At 64.8% G+C, this 24,795-nt stretch carries 24 protein-coding genes and 1 pseudogene; 17 read left to right on the top strand and 8 right to left on the bottom strand.

Features of this window, described 5'->3' with window-relative positions; translation table 11 throughout:
• Nucleotides 1–56: 56 nt before the first annotated feature.
• Nucleotides 57–1,202: a phosphoserine transaminase gene (locus ACZ52D_RS08470; RefSeq protein WP_222454272.1), complete on the bottom strand. Its 1,146-nt coding sequence runs from the start codon at nucleotides 1,200–1,202 to the stop codon at nucleotides 57–59.
• Between the two features lie 292 nt (nucleotides 1,203–1,494).
• On the opposite strand from ACZ52D_RS08470, the gene serB reads away from it, so the two are divergent.
• The 5 genes from serB to ACZ52D_RS08445 all read left to right on the top strand — a co-directional run bounded on the left by serB (nucleotide 1,495) and on the right by ACZ52D_RS08445 (nucleotide 4,474).
• Nucleotides 1,495–2,382, top strand: coding sequence for a phosphoserine phosphatase SerB (gene serB, locus ACZ52D_RS08465; RefSeq protein ID WP_464441032.1), 888 nt, complete (start codon nucleotides 1,495–1,497; stop codon nucleotides 2,380–2,382).
• A gap of 6 nt (nucleotides 2,383–2,388) precedes the next feature.
• The gene (locus ACZ52D_RS08460; protein ID WP_222454274.1) at nucleotides 2,389–3,147 is read left to right on the top strand and encodes a TSUP family transporter; all 759 of its coding nucleotides are present in this window, start codon (nucleotides 2,389–2,391) and stop codon (nucleotides 3,145–3,147) included.
• Nucleotides 3,148–3,330: 183 nt separating this feature from the next.
• Entirely contained in the window at nucleotides 3,331–3,651 is a 321-nt protein-coding gene (locus ACZ52D_RS08455) for an ArsR/SmtB family transcription factor (protein ID WP_464441031.1), read from the top strand.
• Between the two features lie 31 nt (nucleotides 3,652–3,682).
• Entirely contained in the window at nucleotides 3,683–4,120 is a 438-nt protein-coding gene (locus ACZ52D_RS08450) for an SRPBCC family protein (protein ID WP_464441030.1), read from the top strand.
• Nucleotides 4,121–4,153: 33 nt separating this feature from the next.
• Nucleotides 4,154–4,474, top strand: coding sequence for a YciI family protein (locus tag ACZ52D_RS08445; RefSeq protein ID WP_464441029.1), 321 nt, complete (start codon nucleotides 4,154–4,156; stop codon nucleotides 4,472–4,474).
• A 39-nt stretch (nucleotides 4,475–4,513) separates the two neighbouring features.
• Here the strand turns inward: ACZ52D_RS08445 and ACZ52D_RS08440 are convergent, their stop codons facing one another.
• The gene (locus tag ACZ52D_RS08440) at nucleotides 4,514–5,512 is read right to left on the bottom strand and encodes an asparaginase (protein WP_464441028.1); all 999 of its coding nucleotides are present in this window, start codon (nucleotides 5,510–5,512) and stop codon (nucleotides 4,514–4,516) included.
• A 180-nt stretch (nucleotides 5,513–5,692) separates the two neighbouring features.
• On the opposite strand from ACZ52D_RS08440, the gene ACZ52D_RS08435 reads away from it, so the two are divergent.
• Together ACZ52D_RS08435 and rlmN are read left to right on the top strand one after the other, a co-directional pair.
• Nucleotides 5,693–6,220 (top strand): invasion associated locus B family protein, encoded by a 528-nt coding sequence (locus tag ACZ52D_RS08435; protein ID WP_222454279.1) that lies wholly within the window; start codon nucleotides 5,693–5,695, stop codon nucleotides 6,218–6,220.
• Nucleotides 6,221–6,391: 171 nt separating this feature from the next.
• Nucleotides 6,392–7,579: a dual-specificity RNA methyltransferase RlmN gene (rlmN, locus tag ACZ52D_RS08430; protein WP_222454280.1), complete on the top strand. Its 1,188-nt coding sequence runs from the start codon at nucleotides 6,392–6,394 to the stop codon at nucleotides 7,577–7,579.
• A 33-nt stretch (nucleotides 7,580–7,612) separates the two neighbouring features.
• Here the strand turns inward: rlmN and ACZ52D_RS08425 are convergent, their stop codons facing one another.
• On the bottom strand, nucleotides 7,613–9,079 hold the full coding sequence (locus ACZ52D_RS08425) for a M10 family metallopeptidase C-terminal domain-containing protein (RefSeq protein WP_464441027.1): 1,467 nt from the start codon (nucleotides 9,077–9,079) through the stop codon (nucleotides 7,613–7,615).
• 159 nt (nucleotides 9,080–9,238) lie between these two features.
• A complete protein-coding gene (locus tag ACZ52D_RS08420) occupies nucleotides 9,239–10,087 on the bottom strand; it encodes an LOG family protein (RefSeq protein WP_369929615.1) in 849 nt (282 codons plus the stop codon).
• A 148-nt stretch (nucleotides 10,088–10,235) separates the two neighbouring features.
• Between ACZ52D_RS08420 and ACZ52D_RS08415 the strand changes: the two genes are divergently transcribed.
• The 4 genes from ACZ52D_RS08415 (at nucleotide 10,236) to ACZ52D_RS08400 (ending at nucleotide 14,267) form a co-directional block, all read left to right on the top strand.
• Nucleotides 10,236–11,156, top strand: coding sequence for a threonine/serine dehydratase (locus ACZ52D_RS08415; RefSeq protein WP_464441026.1), 921 nt, complete (start codon nucleotides 10,236–10,238; stop codon nucleotides 11,154–11,156).
• A 54-nt stretch (nucleotides 11,157–11,210) separates the two neighbouring features.
• Nucleotides 11,211–11,810, top strand: coding sequence for a GntR family transcriptional regulator (locus ACZ52D_RS08410; protein ID WP_464441025.1), 600 nt, complete (start codon nucleotides 11,211–11,213; stop codon nucleotides 11,808–11,810).
• 120 nt (nucleotides 11,811–11,930) lie between these two features.
• The gene (gene dapD / locus ACZ52D_RS08405; protein WP_417474592.1) at nucleotides 11,931–12,758 is read left to right on the top strand and encodes a 2,3,4,5-tetrahydropyridine-2,6-dicarboxylate N-succinyltransferase; all 828 of its coding nucleotides are present in this window, start codon (nucleotides 11,931–11,933) and stop codon (nucleotides 12,756–12,758) included.
• A gap of 141 nt (nucleotides 12,759–12,899) precedes the next feature.
• Nucleotides 12,900–14,267 (top strand): formimidoylglutamate deiminase, encoded by a 1,368-nt coding sequence (locus ACZ52D_RS08400; RefSeq protein ID WP_464441024.1) that lies wholly within the window; start codon nucleotides 12,900–12,902, stop codon nucleotides 14,265–14,267.
• On the opposite strand, the gene ACZ52D_RS08395 is transcribed toward ACZ52D_RS08400, so the two are convergent.
• A complete protein-coding gene (locus tag ACZ52D_RS08395; protein WP_464441023.1) occupies nucleotides 14,268–14,807 on the bottom strand; it encodes a HutD/Ves family protein in 540 nt (179 codons plus the stop codon).
• 118 nt (nucleotides 14,808–14,925) lie between these two features.
• Here ACZ52D_RS08395 and ACZ52D_RS08390 point away from each other — a divergent pair, with 118 nt between their 5' ends.
• Nucleotides 14,926–15,273 (top strand): hypothetical protein, encoded by a 348-nt coding sequence (locus ACZ52D_RS08390; protein WP_464441022.1) that lies wholly within the window; start codon nucleotides 14,926–14,928, stop codon nucleotides 15,271–15,273.
• A 38-nt stretch (nucleotides 15,274–15,311) separates the two neighbouring features.
• On the opposite strand, the gene ACZ52D_RS08385 is transcribed toward ACZ52D_RS08390, so the two are convergent.
• Entirely contained in the window at nucleotides 15,312–16,367 is a 1,056-nt protein-coding gene (locus tag ACZ52D_RS08385) for a transporter substrate-binding domain-containing protein (RefSeq protein WP_222454288.1), read from the bottom strand.
• 197 nt (nucleotides 16,368–16,564) lie between these two features.
• Here ACZ52D_RS08385 and dapE point away from each other — a divergent pair, with 197 nt between their 5' ends.
• The 5 genes from dapE to ACZ52D_RS08360 all read left to right on the top strand — a co-directional run bounded on the left by dapE (nucleotide 16,565) and on the right by ACZ52D_RS08360 (nucleotide 22,502).
• A complete protein-coding gene (gene dapE / locus ACZ52D_RS08380) occupies nucleotides 16,565–17,710 on the top strand; it encodes a succinyl-diaminopimelate desuccinylase (protein WP_464441021.1) in 1,146 nt (381 codons plus the stop codon).
• Nucleotides 17,707–18,132, top strand: a complete 426-nt coding sequence (locus ACZ52D_RS08375; RefSeq protein WP_222454290.1) for a GNAT family N-acetyltransferase — start codon at nucleotides 17,707–17,709, stop codon at nucleotides 18,130–18,132. The genes dapE and ACZ52D_RS08375 overlap by 4 nt, the downstream gene beginning before the upstream one ends.
• Nucleotides 18,129–18,746, top strand: a complete 618-nt coding sequence (locus ACZ52D_RS08370; RefSeq protein ID WP_464441020.1) for a TIGR04282 family arsenosugar biosynthesis glycosyltransferase — start codon at nucleotides 18,129–18,131, stop codon at nucleotides 18,744–18,746. Before ACZ52D_RS08375 ends, ACZ52D_RS08370 begins: the two co-directional genes overlap by 4 nt.
• A gap of 10 nt (nucleotides 18,747–18,756) precedes the next feature.
• A complete protein-coding gene (gene rnr / locus ACZ52D_RS08365; protein ID WP_464441019.1) occupies nucleotides 18,757–21,039 on the top strand; it encodes a ribonuclease R in 2,283 nt (760 codons plus the stop codon).
• Nucleotides 21,040–21,179: 140 nt separating this feature from the next.
• Nucleotides 21,180–22,502, top strand: coding sequence for a lytic murein transglycosylase (locus ACZ52D_RS08360; RefSeq protein WP_464441018.1), 1,323 nt, complete (start codon nucleotides 21,180–21,182; stop codon nucleotides 22,500–22,502).
• A gap of 103 nt (nucleotides 22,503–22,605) precedes the next feature.
• Here the strand turns inward: ACZ52D_RS08360 and ACZ52D_RS08355 are convergent.
• Nucleotides 22,606–23,451 (bottom strand): annotated as a pseudogene (locus tag ACZ52D_RS08355) (ABC transporter permease); the annotation flags it as partial.
• A 14-nt stretch (nucleotides 23,452–23,465) separates the two neighbouring features.
• Nucleotides 23,466–24,737: an ABC transporter permease gene (locus ACZ52D_RS08350; RefSeq protein WP_222454295.1), complete on the bottom strand. Its 1,272-nt coding sequence runs from the start codon at nucleotides 24,735–24,737 to the stop codon at nucleotides 23,466–23,468.
• Nucleotides 24,738–24,795: the final 58 nt, after the last annotated feature.

Below are 24,795 nucleotides of genomic sequence, written 5' to 3'. Positions count from 1 at the left end.
AAATGGAGAGGGTCTGGCGCCGCCCGGCAGCTGAGCCGGGCAGCGGGGATCAGGGATCAGCCTTGTGCGGCGATCTCGGCCTCGAAGGCCCATTCGAGCCAGGGCAGCATTGCCTCGATGTCGGCGGTCTCAACCGTGCCACCGCACCAGATGCGCAGGCCCGCAGGCGCGTCACGATAGGCTCCGACGTCCAGCGCCACCTCTTCGGCCTCCAGACGCTTGGCCACGGCCTTGGCAAAGGCGGCGCCGTCCTGGATGCGTGCATCGGTGAACTTGAGGCACACCGAGGTGTTCGAGCGGGTCGCCGGATCTTCGGCCAGATTGGCAATCCAGGGCTTGGCGTCGCAGAAGTCGAACACCGCCTTGGCATTGGCGTCGGCACGGGCGATCAGCCCTTCCAGACCGCCGACCGAGCGCGCCCAGTCCAGCGCCAGCAGGTAATCCTCGACCGCCAGCATCGAAGGCGTGTTGATGGTGGCGCCCTTGAAGATGCCGTCGATCAGCTTGCCGCCCTTGGTCAGACGGAAGATCTTGGGCAGCGGCCACGCCGGGGTGTAGCTTTCCAGCCGGGCCACAGCGCGGGGGCTCAGGATGATCATGCCGTGCGCCGCTTCGCCGCCCAGCACCTTCTGCCAGGAGAAGGTGGTCACATCCAGCTTATCCCAGGGCAGGTCCTGCGCGAAGGCGGCAGAGGTGGCATCGCAGATGGTCAGACCGGCGCGGTCAGCCGCGATCCAGTCACCATTGGGCACACGCACACCCGAGGTGGTGCCGTTCCAGGTGAAGACCACGTCATTGGCGAAATCGACGCTGGCAAGATCCACGATCTGACCGTAGTCGGCGGTTTTCACCTCGGCGTCGATCTTCAGCTGCTTGACCACATCGGTGACCCAGCCCGCGCCAAAGCTTTCCCAGGCCAGCATCTCGACCTTGCGCTCGCCCAGCAGGTTCCACATCGCCATCTCGACCGCACCGGTGTCGGAGGCGGGCACGATGCCGATCTTGTAGTCTGCAGGGATGTTCAGAAGCTCGCGGGTGCCTTCGATCGCAGCCAGCAGCTTGTCCTTGCCCACCGCAGCGCGGTGCGAACGCCCCAGGGGCGCGCCGGACAGTTTGGCCAGATCAAAGACGGGGGGTTTGGCGCAGGGGCCAGAAGAAAAACGCGGATTGGCCGGCCGCGCGGCCGGTTGTGCAATAGCCATCAATGCTACCCTTCCAGATAAGCGCCCCTCGTTGGGGAGGGGTGTCCCGCCGTCAGAGCTAGAGCGCTGCATCGCGACTCGCAATACGGAAAATTCCCTCAAAGCGGCCAATCATCGAATTTTTGCGACATGAAATTCCACCATCGGAAACAGCCGCACCGATCCGACGCCACCGCGGGCCACCCCGGGCCCGACCGCGGTCTTGCGGCCATTCTACCGCGTCTCGCGCTCTGGCTGTTTGCCGGACGGGCCGCTATGACACTGGGGAACAACCGATGCCACGGAGCCGCCGATGTTTATCGCCACCCTGCTTTGCAACCCTGCCAATCCGGTGCTGGACCCTGCCCTGCCCGACTCGCTGCGCAACGCCTGGGGCGGCGGTGCGATCACCTGGCTGGCTCCCGGCATCGCCGCCGAGTTTCCGCTCGCGGAGATGCCCGGCAACCGCTGGGACGTCTGGGCCGACTTGCAGGACAGCGGTGTCGACCTGGTGGTCCAGCCGCAGGAAGGGCGGCGCAAGAAGATGCTGCTGGCCGATATGGATTCGACGATGATCCAGCAGGAATGCATCGACGAACTGGCCGAGGAGGCCGACGTCGGCAGTCGCGTCAAGGAAATCACCGCCCGCGCCATGAACGGAGAGCTGGATTTCGAAGGCGCGCTGATCGAACGGGTCGGCCTGCTGAAGGATCTGCCGGAAACCGTGATCGCCAAGGTCCTGAAAGAGCGCATCACCCTGATGCCAGGCGGCGCGCAGCTGCTGGCAACGATGAAATCCGCAGGCGCCTACGCGGCGCTGGTCTCGGGCGGCTTCACCGCCTTCACCGCGCAGGTGGCGGCGGAGCTGGGTTTTGACGAGAACCGCGCCAACACCCTTCTGGTGCAGGACGGCAAGCTGACGGGCGAAGCCGCGCGGCCGATCCTTGGTCGCGAGGCCAAGGTGGAGGCGCTGGAGCAGATCACCGCCCGGCTGGGCATCAGCGAAGCTGATGTGATGGCCGTGGGCGACGGCGCCAATGACCTGGGCATGCTGAAGCGGGCGGGCGCCGGGGTGGCGCTGCACGCCAAGCCTTCGGTCGCCGCGGAATGCGACATCCGCATCAACCACGGCGACCTCACCGCGCTGCTCTATATCCAGGGTTACGCCCGGGATGAGTTCAAAGACGCATCCAAAGGCTGACATCACATGCTGGAAGTGGGTTTCGAAACCCTTCTGCTGCTGTTGGCAGCCGGGTTCGTCGCGGGGTTCATTGACGCGGTTGCGGGCGGCGGCGGGCTGATCACCGTGCCGGTGCTGCTGCTGGCGGGCGCTTCGCCTTTGCAAGCCTTGTCGACCAACAAGGTTCAGGGTCTGTTCGGCGCGGGTACCGCGGCGCTCAGCTATGCCCGCGGCGGCCATGTGGATCTGCGCGCGCAGGCGGGGCCGGCGCTGCTGGCCTTTGCCGCCTCAATCGCGGGTGCGCTGCTGGTCTCGGTGCTGCCGACCGAGTGGATTCGCATGGTGCTGCCGGTTCTGCTGGTGGGTATCGCCATCTTCTTTGCCACCAAGAAGGGCTTGGGCGATCTGGACCGGGCGCGGCGGCTGTCGCCCGCGCTGTTCACCGCCACGATGGTGCCGCTGTGTGCTGCCTACGACGGGCTGCTGGGGCCGGGCGCGGGCAGTTTCTACATGCTCGCCTTCGTCAGCCTTGCGGGCTACGGCATATTGAAAGCCACCGCGCATACCAAGCTGCTGAACTTCGCCTCCAACGCCGGCGCGCTGCTGGCCTTTGCCTTTGTTGCGACGCCCTGGTGGATCACCGGGTTGCTGATGGGGCTGGCACAGATCGCCGGGGCGCAGGCCGGGGCGAAACTGGCGCAAAACAAGGGCGCGCGGCTGATCAAGCCGCTTTTGGTGCTGACCTCGGTCACCCTAGCGGCAAAGCTGCTGTGGGACATGACCTGAGCGCCCCCGTGTGACCAGCACGCGTGACCGGCGCAGCACGCATGGTGCTGCGCCGGGCTTAACGGGAAAGAGACCTGTTTTCCAAACAGGCCGATGACGGGCGGGAGCCCCCCCTTTGGCGGTCGCCAATTCCCGGCCCAATCTTTCCCTTCCATTATTTAACAAAAATGTTAATAATGGCGCATGACCACGCTGCAAAAGTCCTTTGCCGCCCTGGCGGACGACACCCGGCTGGCGATTGTCGAACAGCTGATTGCCGAAGGCGAATTGCCTGCGGGTGACCTGGCACCGGGCGCGGGGATTTCCCCGCCCGCGATCTCGCGTCACCTGAAAGTGCTGCGCGAAGCCGGGCTGGTGCAACAGCGCGCCTTGGGGACGCGCCGCCTGTACTCTGCACGACCGGAGGGATTGCGCATTATTGCCGACTGGACCAATGCACGACGCGATTTCTGGCAGGGCAGCCTGGATCGGTTGCAAACTGCCCTGATGGCCGCGGAAGACTGACGGCCGGACATCGAGAAAAGGAGAAGACAGCATGAGCGATCTCCACCTGCGGCGCATCTTTCCGATCAGCCCCGAGCAACTGTTTGCCTGGATCACGCTCCCAGAGCATCTGCTGAAATGGTGGGGGCCTGAGGGGCTGCACATCCCGGACCATGCGCTGGACTTCCGCCACACCGGCCCTTGGCATTCGGTCATGGAAAACCAGCAAGGTGAACGCTTCCACGTCTCCGGCGAGGTCACGCATGTGGACGCACCCAGATCCATCGGTTTCACCTGGGCCTGGCACGGCGAAGACGGTCAGCGCGGCGACGAGAGCCATGTCACCTTCACCATTGCGGCCACCACGGAAGGGTCGATGCTGATGATCGATCACCGCGATCTGGGCACAGAGGATATTGCCAGCCGCCACGAGGAAGGCTGGAGCTCCACCCTGCGCAAGCTGGAGGCGGTGCTGGCAAATCTTTCCTGAACGACCAACCGCAGCAACCAAAGGAGAACACCAATGCCTCAGTACATTTTCGCCTACCACGGCGGCAAGAAGCCGGAGACCGAAGAAGAAGGGGCAAAGGACATGGCTGCCTGGATGGCCTGGTTCGAGAAGATGGGAGACGCCGTGGACATCCCCGGCAACCCCGTCGGCATGTCCAAAACGGTCAGCGCGCAGGGCGTGGCCGACAATGGTGGTGCCAACCCCCTGTCCGGCTTCACGGTCATCAACGCCGACAGCATCGAAGCCGCCTGCGAGGTCGCCAAAGGGTGCCCGATGGTGGCCGATGGCAGCGGCTCCGTGGAAGTCGCGGAAGTGATCGAGATGGAGATGTGAGCCCCCGAATGCCCCGGTCTTGCGCCGGGGCACTCTGTCTCAGAACAGCAGCTCGGCCGCAGGGCGAATGGCCCCGCATTCCAGACCGCGGCGGCTGTACAGCGTCTTGTTCATGTATTTGCGGGTCTCGGGATGATCCGCCTCCAGTACGCCGAGGCTGACCAGCAGCGCGGCAATGGCGCATTCGCTGGCGCGCGTGGCCCCGTCGGTGATCTTCAGCGCCACCCCCAGTTTCTGCTCCGGCAGGATGGCGATGAACACCGCCTCAGCGCCCGTCTTGACCGCCACCTTGCCGCCCATGGCGCGCATCAGGTTGGTGCAGGCGCGCGTCTCTCCCGCCACCAGCTCGGGATGAGCCGTCATCGCCGCCACCAGCTGCTGCGCCGCCTGCGAGGCGCGGTCGGACCGGTCTGCGGCACTGGCGAACCACGCCATCGCGCGCGCCAGACCGGAAACCGTCGTGGCAAAATTCGGCGCCGAGCAGCCATCGATGCCGTAGCCGGGGCTGTCCTGGCCAGTGGTCTCCTCGAAGGCGGCCAGGCAGGCCTGCTGCACCGGGTGGTCGACCTCGATGTATTCCGCATTGCCGCCCAGGTACTGGTTCAGGGTCAGAAAACCCGCGTGTTTGCCGGAACAGTTGTTATGCACCTGGCAGGGGCTGCTGTCGCTCTTGATCAGCTCGGTGCGGGCCGGGATGTCGTTGGGCAGCTGCGGCCCGCAGCGAAAATCCTCATCTCCAAGCCCGAGCTGCGTCAGCCAGCTGTTGACCCGATCGGTGTGGATATGGGCGCCGTTGTGCGAAGCACAGGCCAGCGCCAGCTGTTCGGACGTGAGGCCGTACCGGGCCGCGGCGCCCGATGTGATCAACGGCAGCGCCTGGATCATCTTGGCCGAGCTGCGTGGATAGATCACCGCATCCGCATCGCCCCAACTGCGCAGGATCTGGCCGCTGGCATCGCAAATAACCGCGTGCCCCAGATGCAGGCTTTCCAGCAGCGGACCGCGCCAGACTTCGGCCATCGGCACAGGATTCGGCATGATCTCTCCCCTTGTGTTCTGTGGGCGAAATCCTGCCAAAACGCACTTTCACCCGTGGTGCTAGTTACGTTAGTGTGATTGTGTAGCGCAAGCGAGGGGATCGGCACAGACAGCGACTGAAACGCTGCGGACCCTTTGATTGAACTTGAGGTGAAACGAACAGTCTTGGAGTCGGGACAAATGGCATCGAAACTCGCCCGCGTAGCTGCGGGCCTGTGTCTGGCAGCATTCGCAACAACCGCATCAGCGCAAGCGACCTCGACCAATCGGGTGGCGGCGAACGTGGATTGGAGCGTCTTTGAAGGCGAGAATCCGAGCGAATGCTGGGGCGTGTCTGCTCCCAAAGAGACGGTGAACACCCGTGACGGCCGTGTCGTGGCGGTACGGCGCAGCGCGATTCAGCTTTTCGTCACCTTCCGTGGCGAAGCAAACCCCAAGGGCGCGGTCAGCTTTACCGGCGGCTACCCCTTTGCGCCCGGGTCCACCGTGAACGTGGAAATCGGCGATTCCGAATTCGAAATGATTACCGATGGCGAATGGGCCTGGCCCGTAGAGGGTGAGGACGCCAAGGTCATCACCGCGATGAAGCGAGGCGCCACGGCAGTGCTGACCGCCCGCTCCGCCCGCGGCACCCAGACCAAGGACACGTTCTCGCTGCTGGGTTTCACTGCGGCGATGGATGAAGCGGAAAAACGTTGCACGAAATAAGCCATTTGCGGCTTTGACAGGAAACCCCGGCCCGTGCCGGGGTTTTGCTTTTCATCCGGGTGCAGGGCTGAAGACAGCGCAGCGACCAAGATCGCTTCAGGATTCCCTTTTGATCTTCTGGCGAAATCCTATATAGAGCCGCATCCGCCCACCAGCACCGAGGCTCATGCCATGACCGCCAGCGCGCCGATTACCCAAGACGTATTGACCCTGCCCCGCAAGGAACCCGAGGGCGGCAAGATCAATCTTGTCGGCTTGACCCGTGACCGCATGCGCGAGGTGCTGATCGAGCATGGCACGCCGGAAAAGCAGGCCAAGATGCGTGTCGGGCAGATCTGGCAGTGGATCTACCAGTGGGGCAAGCGCGACTTCGCCGAGATGACCAACCTGGCCAAGGCCTATCGCGCCCAGCTGGCAGAGCATTTCGAGATCCGCATCCCGGAAGTGGTGAGCAAGCAGGTGTCCACCGACGGCACCCGCAAATACCTGGTGCGGATCAACGGCGGCCACGAGGTCGAGGTGGTCTACATCCCCGAGGATGACCGCGGGACGCTCTGCATCTCCTCCCAGGTGGGCTGCACGCTGACCTGCTCCTTCTGCCACACCGGCACCCAGAAACTGGTCCGCAACCTGACCCCGGCCGAGATTATCGGCCAGGTGATGATGGCGCGCGACGATCTGGAGGAATGGCCCACCCCCGGCGCCCCCAAGGACGAAACCCGGCTGCTGTCGAACATCGTGCTGATGGGCATGGGCGAGCCGCTCTATAACTTCGACAACGTGCGCGACGCGATGAAGATCGCGATGGACCCCGAGGGGATCTCCCTCAGCCGCCGCCGCATCACCCTGTCGACTTCCGGCGTGGTGCCGGAAATTGCCCGCACGGCCGAGGAAATCGGCTGCCTGCTGGCGGTGTCCTTCCACGCGACCACGAATGAGACCCGCGACGTTCTGGTGCCGATCAACAAGCGCTGGAACATCGACGCGCTGCTGCAGGCGCTGGCGGACTATCCCAAGGCGTCGAACTCGGAACGCATCACCTTTGAGTACGTGATGCTGGACGGGGTGAACGACAGCGACGAGGACGCCTATCGGCTGCTGGACCACATCAAGCGCTACAATATCCCGGCCAAGATCAACCTGATCCCGTTCAATGAATGGCCCGGCGCGCCTTACAAGCGGTCGTCGAACAACCGCATCCGGGCCTTTGCCAACATCATCTATCAGGCCGGTTATGCCTCGCCGATCCGCAAGACCCGCGGCGATGACATCATGGCCGCCTGCGGCCAGCTGAAGTCGGCCACCGAACGTGCCCGCAAGAGCCGCAAGCAGATCGAGGCTGAAGCCGGGATGAAATGATCCCGGCACGCCGCCTGTATTGTGCGGCGCAGATCAGACGTAGAAGAACTCGACGGGCTGGAAGATGAAGTCATCGGCATCCAGCGCGTCGGCATAGCCCGACAGCTTGATGCTCAGGCTGCCGCCGGTGATGAAGGTGCTGCCGGACTGTGTGGTCAGCGTGAGGTCCTCGAACCCGTCGAGGTTCAGGATCCCGTCACTGAGATCGATGAGATCGCGCCCGGCTTCAAAATCCCGAATGACGTCTTCGTAACCGATATCGGCCCAGCTGAAGACAAACACGTCAGCCCCATTGCCGCCGGTCAGGAAATCCCGGCCGCGGCCGCCGCTCAGCAGGTCATTTCCGCTGCCGCCTTTCAGCACATCGTTGCCGCCATCGCCGTACAGCGAATCATTGCCCCTGTTGCCGAACAACCGATCTCGATCATAACCATCGGTTCCCGCCGTGCCGAAATCGCCGATCAGCAGATCGCCCCGATCCCCGCCGCGCAACGCATCGCGCCCGGAACCGCCATAGAGCGTGTCCCGCCCATTTCCGCCCAACAGCGAGTCATCTCCCCCCCCGCCGTAGAGCGTATCGTGCCCGGACCCACCGTCCAAAGTATCCGATTCACTGCCTGAATAGCCGCTCTCGCTGGTTCCTCCCAGCAGCCGGTCGTTGCCGCCATTGCCCAGCAAGTGATCGTTGCCGATACCACCTGTCAGGCTGTCGGCGCCGACGCCGCCCAGAAGTTCATCATCGCCTTCCCGGCCCAGCAGGGTATCAGCCCCACCGCGCCCCAGGATGCGGCTGTCTTGTGCCGGTGCCAGAATGGTATCCGCCAGGTCGGCGGCCTCGATCCGGACACCGCCATCAAGGGTCGTGCCAAAGGTCCAGCCAGCGAACTGTTCGTCACTGCCGTAAATATGCCGCAGCGCATCATAATCCAGCCGACCGGGGGCCAGCGCAAAGCTTCCGCTGGAATTGTAGGTCATTACAGTCTGGATGTTGTTGTCCAGATCCCCAGCAAGGGTCAGCTCTCCTTCGTGGGGATGTGACAGACCGAGGCCATGGCCAATTTCATGTAAAATGACCTCGTAGTTGAAAGTACCCGGCGCAACGGAGGTGACGCCATACTGGTCCAGTTCGACCACGATGTCGCCGCCGCCAGCCTGCTCCAGGCTCGCCCAGGGGTAATGCCCCCACCCCGCTATTCTGTTGGAAAACGACGGGCTGCCGTAAAGGTTGATCATCGCAGGACCGTCGACCTCGACAAAGCGCAGGCCAATGCCCTGTTCAAACTGGTCAAAGGCCGCTCGCACGTAGGATCTCTGCGCCTCGGAGAACGCGATATACTCACTGGCGCCATACGGGTCATCCCAAGCACTGCCCAGCGCGTCGCCTTCGGTGAAACTGTAGGTGACCACCATGCCCAATCCGGCATCGACGCCGCTGTTCCAACGGAAGCTGTCATCTTCCAGCATGGCGAGAATGGCAGTGTGGTCGCGGACGACGGGCATATCAAGGACGCCTCTGGTACTGGCCAGCGGGACACAGCCCTGCGGTGACCGTTATCGTTATGTTGGATGACTAGGATGCGGCACAAGGCAGCGCCGGGCAAGACTCCAAAACATCTTGCCCCGCGCTAAGAGGCGCAATTTGCACCATGGGCAGGCCGCTTAACCTTCCCGACCGGGGATGCTGTCGCGCGGCGGTGCCGGATCCCAGTTGTCGATGATGTCGACGGCTTCCTTGGCCGTATCGACAAAACGGAACAGGTCCAGATCCTGATCCGAAATCGTGCCCGCATCAGCCAGGGCATCCCAGTTGATAATCTTCTCCCAGAACGCCTTGCCGAATAGGAGGAACGGCACACGCTCCATACGGCCAGTCTGGATCAGGGTCAGGCTCTCGAACAGCTCATCCAACGTGCCAAAGCCGCCCGGAAACACCGTGATCGCGCGGGCGCGCATCAGGAAATGCATCTTGCGAATGGCGAAATAGTGGAAATTGAAGCTGAGATCCGGCGTCACATAGCCGTTGGGTGCCTGCTCATGCGGCAGGACGATCGACAGGCCGATCGAACGACCACCGGCATCATGCGCACCACGGTTGCCTGCCTCCATCACGCCCGGACCACCGCCGGTCACCACGACATTCTCGCGGCCACCACTTTGCTTGGACTTCTCCGTCATCAGCCGCGCGAATTCACGCGCTTCGTCGTAAAAATGCGACAGGTCCGCCAGCGTCTGGGTCCGGGCCTGATCCTTGTGCTTCGGATCGGGGATGCGCGCGCCCCCAAACATCACGATGGTGCTGTTGATGCCATGTTCGTTCAGCAGCACCTCGGGCTTCAACAGCTCCAGCTGCAAGCGCACCGGGCGCAGCTCTTCACGGCACAGGAATTCCTCGTCCGCAAAGGCCAGCCGGTAGGCCGACGCCTGCGTCTGCGGCGTGGCGGGCACGTGCTCGGCCCGGCTGCGATCGGAATGGGCATCGCGGAAACGGCTGTGGCGATCTTCGGTCATGGTCAATCCAAACAACAATATCAGGACTTCCCTTGTAGCCTTCCTTGCCGCCATACGCCAATCAAGAATGCAGGAAAGGCGACAGGCTTGCGCCCCACCGTCACCGCGCTAAGCTTGCGCGTCACAAACGATTTTTGCAGGAGCGCAGATGGACTGGCAGGCACAGATCACGGCCGCGGCAACGCGGATCCGCCCGCATGTGCAGCAAACCCCGGTGATTGAGACGCAGGGTTTCGGCCTGACCTACCCGGTGGAGCTGAAGCTGGAACACCTGCAGCACACCGGCAGTTTCAAGGCCCGTGGTGCCTTCAACACGCTGCTCAGCCAGCCTGTGCCCGACGCCGGGCTGGTTGCGGCCTCGGGTGGCAACCATGGCGCCGCAGTTGCGCATGCCGCCCACCAGCTGGGGCACAGGGCGCGCATCTACGTGCCGGAAATGGCCGGTCCCTCCAAGATCGCCCTGATCGAACGAACCGGTGCTGATCTGCAGGTTGTCCCCGGCGCCTATGCCAATGCGCTCGAACTGGCCCAGGCCTACGAGCAGGAAACCGGTGCCATGCAGGTTCATGCCTATGACGCCGCCCCCACGGTCGCGGGACAGGGCACCTGCTTTGCCGAATGGCAAAGCCAGGGATTGGCGGCCGACACGCTGCTCGTTGCCGTCGGCGGCGGCGGGTTGATCGGTGGCGCGCTGGCCTGGTTCCAGGGCCGCAAGAAGATCGTCGCGGTGGAACCGAAAACCTCCTCTGCCCTGCACCAGGCGCTGGCGGCAGGCGCCGCAGTCGATGTCGAGGTGTCCGGCGTGGCCGCCAACGCGCTAGGAGCGCGACGGATCGGCGACATCTGCCTCGGGCTTGCCCTTGCACAGGACGTCACATCCGTGACCGTGCCCGACGAGGCGATCACGGCGGCCCAGACGGCCCTGTGGCGCGAACGGCGCATACTGGTGGAACCGGCGGGCGCGACCGCGCTGGCGGCGCTGACCTGCGGCGCCTACCAACCCGCGCCGGGGGAGCGTGTGGCGGTGCTGATCTGCGGCGGCAATATCGCGCCTGACCCTCTGAGCTGAGCCTGCCGGGGATAACTCTTGCAGCATCACACCGGCAGTTGTATCGCCAAGGGCATGTCCGCAACCATTGCCGATACGATCTACAATGCGCTCAGCGAGCGCATCATCACCGGCCACCTGGCCGCCGGTGAGAAGCTGCGACAGGAGCACATCGCCCGCGAATTCGACGCCAGCCACGTCCCCGTCCGCGAAGCCCTTCTGCGGCTCGAGGCGCACGGGCTGGCCCGTTCCGAACCGCGCCGCGGCACCCGGGTCAGCGCCCTCGACCCCTCTGAAATCCGCGAAGTGATCGAGATGCGGGTATCCCTGGAAATCCTCGCCCTGTCCCACGGCTTCGCCCGCTTGACCGACGCTGACATCGAGGCCGCCGAAGCCGCCCGGATCGCCTGCGACGCGGCGGAGGACATGGCCAGCTGGGAGCGGTTGAACCGCGCCTTCCACAAGGTGATTCTGGCCCCCTGCGAGATGCCGCGCCTGCTGGCGGCCATTGACGACCTGCACATCGCCTCGGCCCGTCACCTGTTTGCCAATTGGCGGCACCAGTGGACCCGGCGGGTGGACAGCGACCATGCCGCGATCGTGCAGGCCTTGCACCGCCGCGACGCCGCCGCCGCCTGTGACATCCTCAGACGCCATCTGCGCCGGGTGCGTTGATCGGCCAGAGATCGTCAAAACGCCGTCAGGCGCGGCATTTTGGACGCAATACGGGCATGACCTGACGGCGGATTGCAGCTATGTAACCCCGAATCTAACCGACGCCGGAGGAACGACCCCATGTCCAACGCCCAGCTGGAAGCAGCAATCGAAGCCGCCTGGGAGGCGCGCGACACCATCACCCCCGCCACCACCGGTGAACAGCGCGACGCCATCGAAGACACCCTGAATGCACTGGATTCAGGCAAACTGCGCGTGGCCGAAAAGCTGGACAACGGCGACTGGCATGTGAACCAGTGGGCCAAGAAGGCGGTGCTGCTGGGCTTCCGCATCAAGGACATGGAACTGCAGTCCGGCGGCCCGCAGGGCTCTGGCTGGTGGGACAAGGTCGACAGCAAGTTCGCAGGCTGGGGCGACAGCCAGTGGAAGGACGCAGGCTTCCGCGCGGTGCCCAACTGCGTGGTGCGCAAATCCGCCTACATCGCGCCCGGCGTGGTGCTGATGCCCTCTTTCGTGAACCTCGGCGCCTATGTCGATGAAGGCACCATGGTCGACACCTGGGCCACCGTCGGCTCCTGCGCGCAGATCGGCAAGAACGTGCACCTGTCCGGCGGCGTCGGCATCGGCGGCGTGCTGGAACCGATGCAGGCCGGCCCCACCATCATCGAGGACAACTGCTTCATCGGTGCGCGCTCCGAGGTGGTCGAAGGCTGCATCGTGCGCGAGGGCTCGGTTCTCGGCATGGGCGTCTTCATCGGCAAGTCGACCAAGATCGTCGACCGCGAGACCGGCGAAGTGATGTACGGCGAAGTGCCGCCCTACTCGGTCGTGGTGGCCGGCTCGATGCCGTCCAAGAACAACGTGAATCTCTACTGCGCGGTGATCGTGAAACGCGTGGACGAAAAGACCCGCTCCAAGACCGGCATCAACGAGCTGCTGCGCGACTGATCCGCGCTATTCTCGGAAATCATCGCAACGCGCCCGCCAGCCGGGCGCGTTTTTCTTTGTGGCGCACCGCCCGACAGCAAGACCCTTGCCGCAGGTTAAACCTGCCGTTAAAGATATTATACCTAGACATAAGAGGGTCAAATGCAGACAATTCATGCCCGACGCGCCCGCCTGCCCCAGGGGTGGGCAGAGGATCTCCGCCTGACGGTTGCGGATGGTCGAATCAGTGCCCTGACCACCGGCGTGCCGCCGCAGGAGGGCGACACCCGCACCGATGTCCTGCTGCCGTCACTGGGCAATCTGCATTCGCACAGTTTCCAGCGTGCCATGGCCGGCATGACCGAGGTCCGCGCCGCGGGCAAGGACAGTTTCTGGACCTGGCGCGAGCTGATGTACCGGTTCATGGACCACATCACCCCGGAGCAATACGAAGCCATCGCCGCGCTGGTCTTCATGGAGATGCAGGAGGCCGGCTATGCCTCTGTTGGCGAGTTCCACTATGTCCACCACCAGCCGGGCGGCGCGCATTTCGACTCGCTCAGCGAGCTGAGCGAGCGGGTGTTTGCCGCCGCCAGCCAGACCGGCATCGGCCTGACCCATCTGCCGGTGCTCTACACCTATGGCGGCGCCGGAAAGCAGGCGCTGAACGGTGGCCAGCAACGCTTTGGCAATTCGGTAGAAGAGTTTGCACAGCTGGTCACACGCGCCCGCGACCTCGCCGCCCGCGATCTGCCGCAGGACGCCAAGGTCGGTATCGCACCGCATTCGTTGCGCGCCACCTGCCCCGAGGATCTGGCCGAAGTGCTGCAGATCCAGCACGGGCAGCCGGTCCACATCCATATCTCCGAACAGCCCAAGGAAGTTGCCGACATCTCCGCCTGGCTGGGCGCGCGCCCGGTCGACTGGCTGCTCGACAACGCCCCGGTGGATGGCCGCTGGTGCCTGATCCACGCGACCCACATGACCGCGTCGGAAACCGCCCGCATGGCGAAATCCGGTGCCGTCGCGGGTCTCTGCCCGATCACCGAGGCCAACCTGGGCGACGGGCCTTTCAACGGCGTGGAATACCTTCAGAACGGGGGGGCCTTCGGGGTCGGTTCAGACTCTAACGTGCGGATTTCGCTGGTCGAGGAGCTGCGCACGCTGGAATATTCCCAGCGACTGCGCGACCTCGCCCGCAACGTGCTGGTGCCTGGCGAAGGGTCGGTCGGCGAGACCCTTTACTTGGGCGCAGCCCACGGCGGCGCGCAGGCACTGGGGCGCGATGCCGGCCGGATCGAGACCGGCGCGCTGGCAGACCTGGTGGCCATCGACAGCGAGACCCCGGCGCTCTGCGCGCTGGCACCGGAACAGCTGCTGGACGGGCTGTGTTTTGCCGCGGGCGACGACACCGTCACCGACGTCTGGAGCGGCGGCCGCCACATGGTGCAGCACGGCCGCCACATCCACCGCGACCAGATCGTTTCCGGCTACAAATCGGCCATCAAGGCGCTGATGGAGAGCCTGTAATCAGTCTCTAACTGGGAAAAAACGCACCAAGATCACGGCGCCGTCTGCGGAAACCCGACCGCGGGCGGCGCTGTCCAGTACCAGCCCTTCACCGCAGGCAAATCCGCCGATCCCGTCAAGGACCAGGCTGCCCGCCGCCACAAACAGCGCCCGCGGCCCGGACTCGCCGGCCCAATTGCCGCCGCGCAGCACGCTGGCCTGCGCGCGGGTGGCCTGCGGATCGTAAATCACGTTGAACGCCCGGCAGGGCCCGTCGCGCAGCTGGCAATCCAGCGCAAGGCCGCCGTCAAACGCCAAGGGCTGCATCGGCTGCGCCGCGAGGCTCACGCCATCGCCTGTCAGCCGGTGCCCGGCCCCCGCCACCACCGTGTGAATGCGCGACAGGCCGGGAAAGGGCGAAAACGGACCGCTCTGTGCGATGTCCGCCAGGCTCAGCCGCCAGACCATCTTTCCGCCGTCCTCGTGCAGCGCCAGCTCGCGCGTCACCCCGCCGCCGTTTTTCCAGGCGACAGGCCGGGCAGTGTCAGCAGAAAAGCGCATGGAAGGATCCTTTGGCACCGGGTTTATGCCTAGACATAATGCCCGGACCGCAACGACCGCAAGCCCGTGATCGCTGAACAGGATTGACCCCCCACACCCCCGGCGCTATGGCGGCGCCATGGAAAAGAAGAAACCCTCCCGCCAGCAAGTCTACACCCTGCTTGTCCAGATCGGTCGCAAGGACGGAGACGGGCTGCCTGACGGCGCCACCGGTGCGGCGCTGATGATCTATGCCTCCGGCGTGGACGAGGCCGAGGCCGTGCGGGAAACGGTGGCCATCCTGAAACAGGCCGATACCGCGCCGCTGGATGTGACAGGCTACGGCACCCTGGCCGAGCGCGAAGCCGAAGGACATGAAATCGGCGACGAAGAGCGCCAGCTGATGCAGCGCGCATTGGACGAAAACGCCGTGATCGTCGCCCAGATGACCCCGTTCTTCGACGGCGAGGAGCCGGTGTTTCACTGAAGCCCGACCCGCTGGGGTGCAGCCGGACCCAACACGCTTCAGTCGCGACTGCCGAACCACTCGCGGTACAGTGCGTCATAACTGCCGTCTTCCTGCACGGCCAGCAGCGCCTGGTTGACGTCCTCGACCAGCGGCGATCCTGACGGGAACACCAGACCGTAGTTCTCCCTCAGGAACGGCTGGCCGATCGTATGGCCATAGCGGTGACCGCCCTTCTGGGCGTAGTAGTTCAGCACCGGCGCATCAAAGACCACCGCCTTGACCTCCCCCTCCTCGAAGCCTTCCAGCATCGCATCCAGCCCCGGATAGGCGGCATAGTCGATCTCGCGACGGTCCAGGAAACCGGCCGCGGTGGACCCTTCGATGGTGCCGACCGGCTTGCCATACAGATCGTTCACCGAGTTCACCGAGCCGCTGATCGCCTCCACCGTCATCACCGCGGTGATCTTGGCCACGAAGACCGAGACGATGAACAGCGAGGACACCACCAGCACCACGCCGAACATGCGCCCCACCGGCGTGCGCGGCACGCGCTCCTCGAAACCGCCGTTGACCACCAGGTTCAGCGCCCACCAGAACGAGGGAAACCAGGCCTCTTTCAAAGGCCGGTCGAAATAGGGTTGGGCGCGACGCTCGAACATCCACATGAACATCCCGCCGGTGAACAGCAGCAGGAAGGCGATGCCGATTGCCGCCGCCAAGTCCCAGGAGAAAAGCGCCCGCAGCAGCGACGGTTGCCGGATCTCATCCGCCTGCACCATGATCTGCAGGCCACTTTCAAAGATCGGATGGCTGAAATCCATCTCCACCTCGCGCGCCGCGGTGATGGAGATATTGGCCACCGCCAGATCCGCCTGCCGCTCGCGCACGCTCTGCAGCATGTCCGCGAAACTCTCGCTGCGCTCGATCTGGTACTCCCAGCCAAGCCGCTCGGACAGCAGCCGCAACAGCTCGATCGAGAACCCGGTATCCCGCCCCTCCTCGACCATAGAGAACGGCGGACGGGTGACGGTCTGTACCGTCAGAACTTGGGCAGACAGCAGCTGCGCCCAGAACAGGAACAGGGCGGCGAAGGTCAGGCGGACGTACAGCACGGAAATACTCGTGTTGGGCCGGGTGACGGCAACTGGGTACCAGTCCTTAGGCGCTTCCCCTTTTTCACGCAAGCGTGATTGAGGCGCAGCCGCGGCGACGCTGGCATTTGCGCCACGGCGGTCCTGCCACGCCTGTGAATTGCGCCTTGCCGCAATCCACGCTAGGCCTTGGCCAAGACGACATCCAGGAGCCCGCAATGCCGCAGACCGACCCCGCCCGCCTGACCGCTGACCTGATCCGCTGCCCATCCGTCACCCCGGAGGAAGGCGGTGCGCTGGTGCTGCTGGAGCAACTGCTGAGCGCTGCCGGCTTTGACTGCCAACGGGTCGACCGCGGCGATGTCAGCAATCTGTTTGCGCGCTGGGGGGCCAAGGGCCACGCCCGCACCTTCGGCTTCAACGGCCATACCGACGTCGTGCCCCTCGGCGATGAAGCCGCCTGGACCATGCCGCCGTTCGGTGCCGAGGAGAAAGACGGCTACATGTATGGCCGCGGGGCCACCGACATGAAATCCGGCGTAGCCGCCTTTGCCGCAGCCGCCATCGATTTCGTCAAGGACACGCCGCCGGACGGGGCCATCATCCTGACCATCACCGGCGACGAGGAAGGCGATGCGGTGGATGGCACCACGGCGCTGCTGGACCATATGAACCAGACCGGCGAACAGATGACCGTCTGCCTGGTGGGAGAGCCCACCTGCCCCAACGAGATGGGCGAGATGATCAAGATCGGTCGCCGCGGTTCGCTCACCGCCTGGTTCACCGTAACCGGGGTGCAGGGGCATTCGGCCTATCCGCACCGCGCCAACAACCCGCTGAACGCGATGGCGCGGCTGATGGACCGGCTGGCGAGCCACGAACTCGACCAGGGCACCGAGCATTTCGACGCCTCGACCCTGGCCGTGGTCACCATCGACACCGGCAACCCGGCCACCAACGTGATCCCGGCGCAGACGAAATCCACGGTGAACATCCGCTTCAACGATTCCCACTCGGGTGCCAGCCTGACGGACTGGCTGCAGGCCGAAGCCGACAAGGTCGCCGCCGAGTTCGGGGTCGAGATCGGACTGAAGATCCAGATCTCCGGCGAAAGCTTCATCACCCCGCCCGGCGCGCTGTCGGATCTGGTCTCTGCCGCGGTGGAGGCCGAGACCGGCCGCAAGCCGGAGCTGTCGACCACCGGCGGCACCTCGGACGCGCGTTTCGTCAAGAACCACTGCCCGGTGGTGGAATTCGGCCTCGTCGGCAAGACCATGCACCAGGTCGACGAGCGGGTCGAGGTGGCGCAGATCCACCAGCTGAAGTCGATCTATACCCGTATCCTGCGGGATTTCTTCGCATGAGCCTCGCGATCTCGATCACCGACGACCTCGACGCCTGTCTCGCCCTGCGGTTTCAGGTATTCGTCGATGAACAGGGCGTGCCCGAAGAGGAAGAACGCGATGCGCTGGATGCCACGGCCACGCATCTGCTGGCCGTTCGCGACGGCGCCCCGGTCGGCACCGCGCGCATCGTGTTTGGCGAGGACACCGCAAAGATCGGCCGGGTCTGCGTGTTGCAATCGCAGCGCGGCACCGGGCTGGGGGCGCAGCTGATTGAGACCGCCGTGTCGATCGCGCGCCAACGCCCCGGCATCAAGCGTGCCAAGCTCGGCGCGCAGCTGCATGCGATCGGCTTTTACGAGAAGCTGGGCTTTGAGGCCTTTGGCCCGGTTTACGATGACGCCGGCATCGACCACCGGGACATGGTGCGGAATTTCACGTGAAACGCACCCTGATCGTCATGGTCAAGGAACCGCGCCCCGGTCGGGTCAAGACCCGGCTGGGCCGCGACATCGGCGCGATTCCGGCCACCTGGTGGTTTCGCCATCAATCCGCCCGGCTGCTCCGCACCCTTCGCGATCCGCGCTGGCAGACGCTGCTGGCCGTGGCACCGGATCGGGCGGTTGCCTCCCGCGTCTGGCCCGCCGATCTGCCCCGACTGCCGCAGGGCAACGGCGATCTGGGCGCACGTATGAAACGGATGCTCAGATCCGTCGGCAACGGCCCCGTCTGCCTGATCGGCGCCGACATTCCCGGCATCCGCCCCACACATATCGCCCGTGCCTTTACCACCCTCGGCAGCCATGACGCGGTCTTCGGCCCGGCGGCGGACGGCGGCTATTGGCTGGTCGGGGCGAAACATCCCGCCCGCCTGCCGCAGGGGCTGTTTTCCGACGTGCGCTGGTCCAGCGAACACGCGCTGACCGACACCCTGGCCACCCTGCCGGGATGGCGCATCGCTCTGGTGGACACACTGCGCGATGTCGACACGGTCGCCGACCTGCCGCGACAGCCGTCTGCATCTTTTCACCATGACGCCGCGCCTTCGCCGTGCTAGGGCGGAAAGCATGAGCCGTATACCGACCAAGGCCGAGATCCTCGACTGGATCTCCGCCAACCCGACCCACACCTCCAAGCGCGACATTGCCAAGGCCTTTGGTATCAAGGGGGCTGCCCGGATCGACCTCAAGCGGATCCTGAAGGAGCTGGAGGCCGAAGGTCACCTGCAAAAGCGCAAGAAGACCTACCGCGACCCGGAACAGCTGCCGCCGGTCACCGTGGTGCAGGTGAAGGCCCCGGATGAAGACGGCGATCTCTACGCCCGCGCGCTGGAATGGCATGGCGAGGGCGAGGAGCCCCGTATCCTGGTCCTGCCCCGCGCCTCCGATCCGGCCCTGGGCGAGGGCGACAAGCTGCTGGTCAAGCTTCAAAAGATGCAGGGCGAGGACCACGACTACCAGGCCCGCCTGATCCGCCGCATCGGCAGCAACCCCAAACGGGTGCTGGGCATCTACCGCGAAGGCTCCGAAGGCGGGCGCATCGTGCCGATCGACAAGGCCGCCTCGAACGAATGGATGGTGGCCTCTGATGCCGCAAACGGCGCCCGCGACGGGGAACTGGTGGAGGCCGAACAGGCCGGCCCCAAGGGCCGCATGGGCCTGCCGCGCGCCCGCATCGTCGAACGCCTGGGCGACCCCTCCGCGCCGCGGGCGGTGTCCTTGATCGCCATTCACCAGCACGGCATCCCGGACCAGTTCCCCGACAAGGTGATGGCCGAGGCCGACGCCGCCAAGCCGATGGGCCTGAAGGGGCGCGAGGATTTGCGCGACCTGCCCCTGGTCACCATCGACCCGGCGGACGCACGTGACCATGACGACGCCTGCTATGCCCATGCCGATGACGACCCGAAGAACCCCGGCGGCCATGTCATCTGGGTGGCGATTGCCGATGTTGCCGCCTACGTGCGCCCCGGCTCGGCGCTCGACCGCGAGGCGCGCAAGCGCGGCAACTCCAGCTATTTCCCCGACCGGGTGGTGCCGATGCTGCCGGATCGGCTGTCCGGTGATCTGTGCTCCCTGCACGAAGGCGTGCCGCGCCCCTGTATTGCCGTACGCATGCAGATCGACGCGGATGGCAACAAGATCGGCCATCGCTTCGTGCGCGGGCTGATGCGCTCCGCCGCCTCGCTGCACTACGCCGAGGTGCAGGCGGCGATGGATGGCGACGCAAATGACAAGACCGCGCCCTTCCTCGACGACGTGATCCGCCCGCTGTACGCCGCCTACGAGGCGCTGACCCGCGCCCGCGCCGCGCGCGAGCCGCTGAACCTGGATCTGCCCGAGCGCAAGATCGTGCTGGACGACGACGGCTCCGTGGTCTCGGTTGCGTTCCGCGACCGGCTGGACGCGCACAAGCTGATCGAAGAATTCATGGTGCTGGCCAATGTCGCCGCAGCTGAAACCCTGATCAAGAAGCGCTCGCCGCTGCTGTTCCGCGTGCATGAGGAGCCGACCCAGGAAAAACTCGAGGCGTTGCGGGAAACCGCCCGTGCCGCGGGTCTGAACCTGGCCAAGGGGCAGGTTCTGCAAACCCGGCACCTGAACGCGCTGCTGAACCAGGCCGCCGGCACCGATGACGCGGAACTGGTCAACATCTCCACCCTGCGCTCGATGCAGCAGGCCTATTACAACCCTGAAAACTTTGGCCATTTCGGCCTGGCCTTGCGCAACTACGCGCATTTCACCTCGCCGATCCGACGCTATGCCGACCTGATCGTGCACCGCTCGCTGATCTCGGCGCATGGCTGGGGCGATGACGGGCTGACCGCCGACGAAATCGAGCGGCTGGAGCAGACCGCCACCCATATTTCCGACACCGAGCGGCGCTCAATGATCGCCGAGCGCGACACCACCGACCGCTATCTCGCCGCCTATCTGAGCGAACGCGTCGGCAGCGAATTCACCGGCCGCATCAGCGGCATCGCGCGCTTTGGCGCCTTTGTGAAGATGGACGAAACCGGTGCCGACGGACTGGTGCCGGTGCGCTCCATCGGGCGGGAGTTCTTCCACTTCGATGCCGAGGCCGCAACCCTGACCGGCAGCGAGACCGGGATGCAGCTGGGCATCGGCCAGCGGGTCACGGTCCGCCTTGTGCAGGCGGCCCCCGTCACCGGCGGGTTGGAGCTGGAACTGCTGTCGATCGAGGATCAGAAGCTTCCGGGTGGTGGAGGCGGGTCCCGCAAGGGCGGCCGTCGCAGCCCGGCTGGCCGGACCGTGAAACGCAAGGCCGCCAAATCCAAGCTGAAGGCCGCCAAGGTCAAGCGCAAGGTGGAACGCAAGCGGCGCAAATAGGCGCCGCCACCCCATCCTGCACGCGAAACAGGTCGTCCGGACGCGGCACAGGCGGCAGTCCGCACATCCGACGGATGCGCTCTTTACCCGCCCTGCTGCAGCGATACACTGGATCCGAGCAGTCAAGAATGAGGTGCAAGATGCGCAGTTGGGTGATGGCGTCGCTGATCGCAGGCGGCGCAGCGGTGGCGCAGGCCGCTCCGGACACTTCGCTGAGGCCCGCGCAACGACCAGAGGCACTGAAACGGGCCGTCGCAACGGATTCCGCGCAGCTCGCCGCGGCGCTGCGCCCGGCGGCGCGACCGCAGGCACAAGCGTCGGATCAGGCGGAAGATCCCACCACCGAGGTCGGTTTCCAGAACTGGATCCGAGAGTTCCGCGCACGGGCCATGGCCCAGGGGATCAGCGCCGGGGTGCTGGATGCCGCCTTTGCCGGTGTGCGCCTGGACCCCGAGGTGATCCGCCGGGACCGCAACCAGTCCGAATTCACCAAGACGATCTGGGATTACCTCGACAGCGCGGTATCTGACCTGCGGATACGGAACGGCAAGGCCGCCCTGCAGGCACAACAGGCCCGGCTGGACCAGATCGAGGCCCGGTACGGCGTCGAAAAGGAGATCGTTGTGGCGATCTGGGGGCTGGAAAGCAGCTATGGCAGCTTTCGCGGCAAGGACGACGTGATCCGCTCCCTCGCGACGCTGGCCTACGAGGGGCGCCGTGCGACCTTTTTCGAGGGCCAGCTGATTGCGGCCCTGAAGATCCTGCAGGCCGGTGACGTCGAAGCACGGCGGATGACGGGCAGCTGGGCCGGCGCCATGGGCCACACCCAGTTCATGCCGACCTCCTATCTCGAGTATGCGGTGGATTTCACCGGCGACGGCAAGCGCGACATCTGGTCGGACAACCCGGCCGATGCCTTGGCCTCAACCGCCGCCTACCTGAAGAAATTCGGCTGGGTCAAAGGCCAGCCCTGGGGCGTCGAGGTGATATTGCCCGACGGGTTCGACTATCGGCTGGCGGATCGCAAGATCAAACGCACCGCTGCGGAATGGGCGGCGCTGGGGATCCGCGCCATGGATGGTCGCCCGGTGGCCGACCATGGGCCCGCGTCGATCCTGCTGCCTGCGGGCAGCAAGGGCGCGGCATTCATGATCTTTGGCAACTTCGCAGTCTTGGAGCGCTACAACTCCGCCGATGCCTATGTCATCGGGGTGGGCCATCTGGCCGACCGGCTCCGCGGCGGCGATGCGCTGCAGGGCGGCTGGCCGCGGGGCGACCGGGCCTTGACCCTTGGCGAACGCGAGGAAATGCAGCAGCGGCTGACCCGTGCCGGGTTCGACACTGACGGCATCGACGGAAAGATCGGCCCCAAGACCATCAGCGCCGTGCGCGCCTACCAGGTGGCCAATGGCTTGACGCCGGACGGCTATGCTTCGTTGCGACTGCTGCAACGGCTGCGCTGAACGCGAGGCTCGACCACACGCCCGACGGCGCAGGAAAACAACCGCAAACAAAAAAAGGCCCCGCATGCAGCGGGGCCTTGTTGTTTTCAGCCGAAGCCCAGCCTCAGCTGGGGGACATGCCCCGCAGCCGCTCGGAACGGCGGCGCAGCAGTTCGACCGTCGTCAGCAGGGCGATGGAGATCGCCACCAGGATCGTCGCCACCGCGAGAATGGTCGGCGAGATCTGCTCGCGCAGGCCAATAAACATCTGCCACGGCAAGGTCTTCTGGCTGGCGGAGCCGACGAACAGCACCACCACCACCTCGTCGAACGAAGTGATGAAGGCAAACAGACCACCCGAGATCACCCCCGGCAGGATCAGCGGCATCTGCACCCGGAAGAAGGTGGTCACCGGATCCGCGCCCATATTAGCCGCCGCACGCGTCAGCGAACGGTCAAAGCCAACCAGGGTCGCCGTCACGGTGATGATCACGAAGGGAATGCCCAGGGCGGCATGCGCCAGCACCACGCCAAGATAGGTGCCCTGCAGACCGATGCGGCTGTAGAAGAAGTACATGCCCGCAGCCGAAATGATCAAAGGCACGATCATCGGCGAGATCAGCACCGCCATGATCGCCCGGCGGAACGGCACATGCGGCTGGCTGAGGCCAATGGCGGCCAGCGTGCCAAACGTCACCGACACCAGCGTCGCCATCGGCGCGATCTTCAGGGAGTTCCACATCGCCGATTGCCAGGAACTGTCACCGAAGAAGTTCCGGTAATGCTTGAGCGAGAAGCCCTCGGGATCAAGCCGCAGCATCTCCGGCGTGAAGGTGAAGAAGTCCTGCGCATTGAAGCTGAGCGGGATGATCACCACGATCGGCGCGATCAGGAAGAAGAAGATCAGCCCGCAGATCACCCGGAAGGAATAGTACCAGATCCGTTGGCCGGTGGTTGCATAAGGAGGAAGTGCGCTCATGTCCGTTACCCCAGCTTCACGTTGTCGATGCCGACGATCTTGTCATAGACCCAGTAGAGGATCAGAACGACGGCCAGCAGGATTGCGCCCAGCGCCGCGCCCAGTCCCCAGTTGCCCGAGGTCGAGATGTGATAGGCAATCAGGTTGGAGATGAAGGTGCCCTTGGTGCCGCCAACCAGCGCCGGCGTGATGTAGTAGCCCACCGCCAGAATGAAGACGAGGATCGACCCCGCGCCGATGCCCGGCACCGACTGCGGGAAATAGACCCGCCAGAACGCGGTCCAGTTGGTCGCCCCCAGCGATTTCGCCGCGCGCAGGTAGGAGGGGTTGATGGTCTGCATCACCGAATACATCGGCAGGATCATGAACGGCAGCAGGATATGCGTCATCGCGATGATGGTGCCGAGCTCGTTGTTGATGAGAACCAGCCGGTTGGCGTCGTCCACCAATCCGATCCAGACCAATGTGTCATTGATGACCCCCTGCTGCTGCAGCAGGATCTTCCAGGCCGAGGTCCGCACCAGCAGCGAGGTCCAGAACGGCAGCAGCACCAGGATCAGCAGCAGGTTTGCCTTGCTGGTGGGCAGGTTTGCCAGCAGCCAGGCCACAGGGTAGCCCAGCAGGATACAGCTGAAGGTGATGATCAGGGACATCCGCATGGTGCGGATCAGCAACGTGTTGTAGATGCGTTCGTTCTCGGGCCGAACCTCCACGCCATCAGCGCCGAGTTTCAGGTCCACAGCATTCAGAAAATAGCCGGCCGTGCGGGGCGCGGAATAGGTCTTGATGGTGCGCCACAGTTCGATGTCTGCCCAGCCTTCGTCGATGTCGATCAGCTTTTCCTTGAACGGCGCGTCGGCATCCATGTCCCACTTGCGAACCTTGCGACCGGATTTGCGAAACACCGAGGAAATACCGGGGTTTTCATAGTTCAGCCGCTTGCCGACCCGCGTATGCACCTTTGCTTCCGCTGCCTCCTTGAGGTCGGCGGCAAGGGCCGCATAGACCGCCTCGTCGGGCAGCTGGTTCAGGCTGGCGTCCCATTCCTCCAGCGCTTCGACAGTGCGCGGCAGTGTATTTTCGACAATCCGGTTGTCCACCGACCGGTACAGCATGTCGGCAACCGGCAGGATGAAGGTCAGAAGAATGAACAGCAACAGCGGCGCGATCAGCATCAGCGCCCGCAGCTTCTGCATTCGCAACGCCCGCGCCAGACTGCGCTTCAGCGGCGTGCCGTCCGCAGCCAGCACCGGGCCGGAATGGGTGGTATCGCTCATGGGGTTCCCCGTCGGACTTTTATTTTTTGGGGCGGGGGCCACCGTCACGGTGGCCCCC

This window comes from Leisingera sp. S2M4 (genome assembly GCF_055398055.1).
Note: the sequence above shows the minus strand (reverse complement) of the source record. Positions and strands in the feature narration are given on the sequence as shown.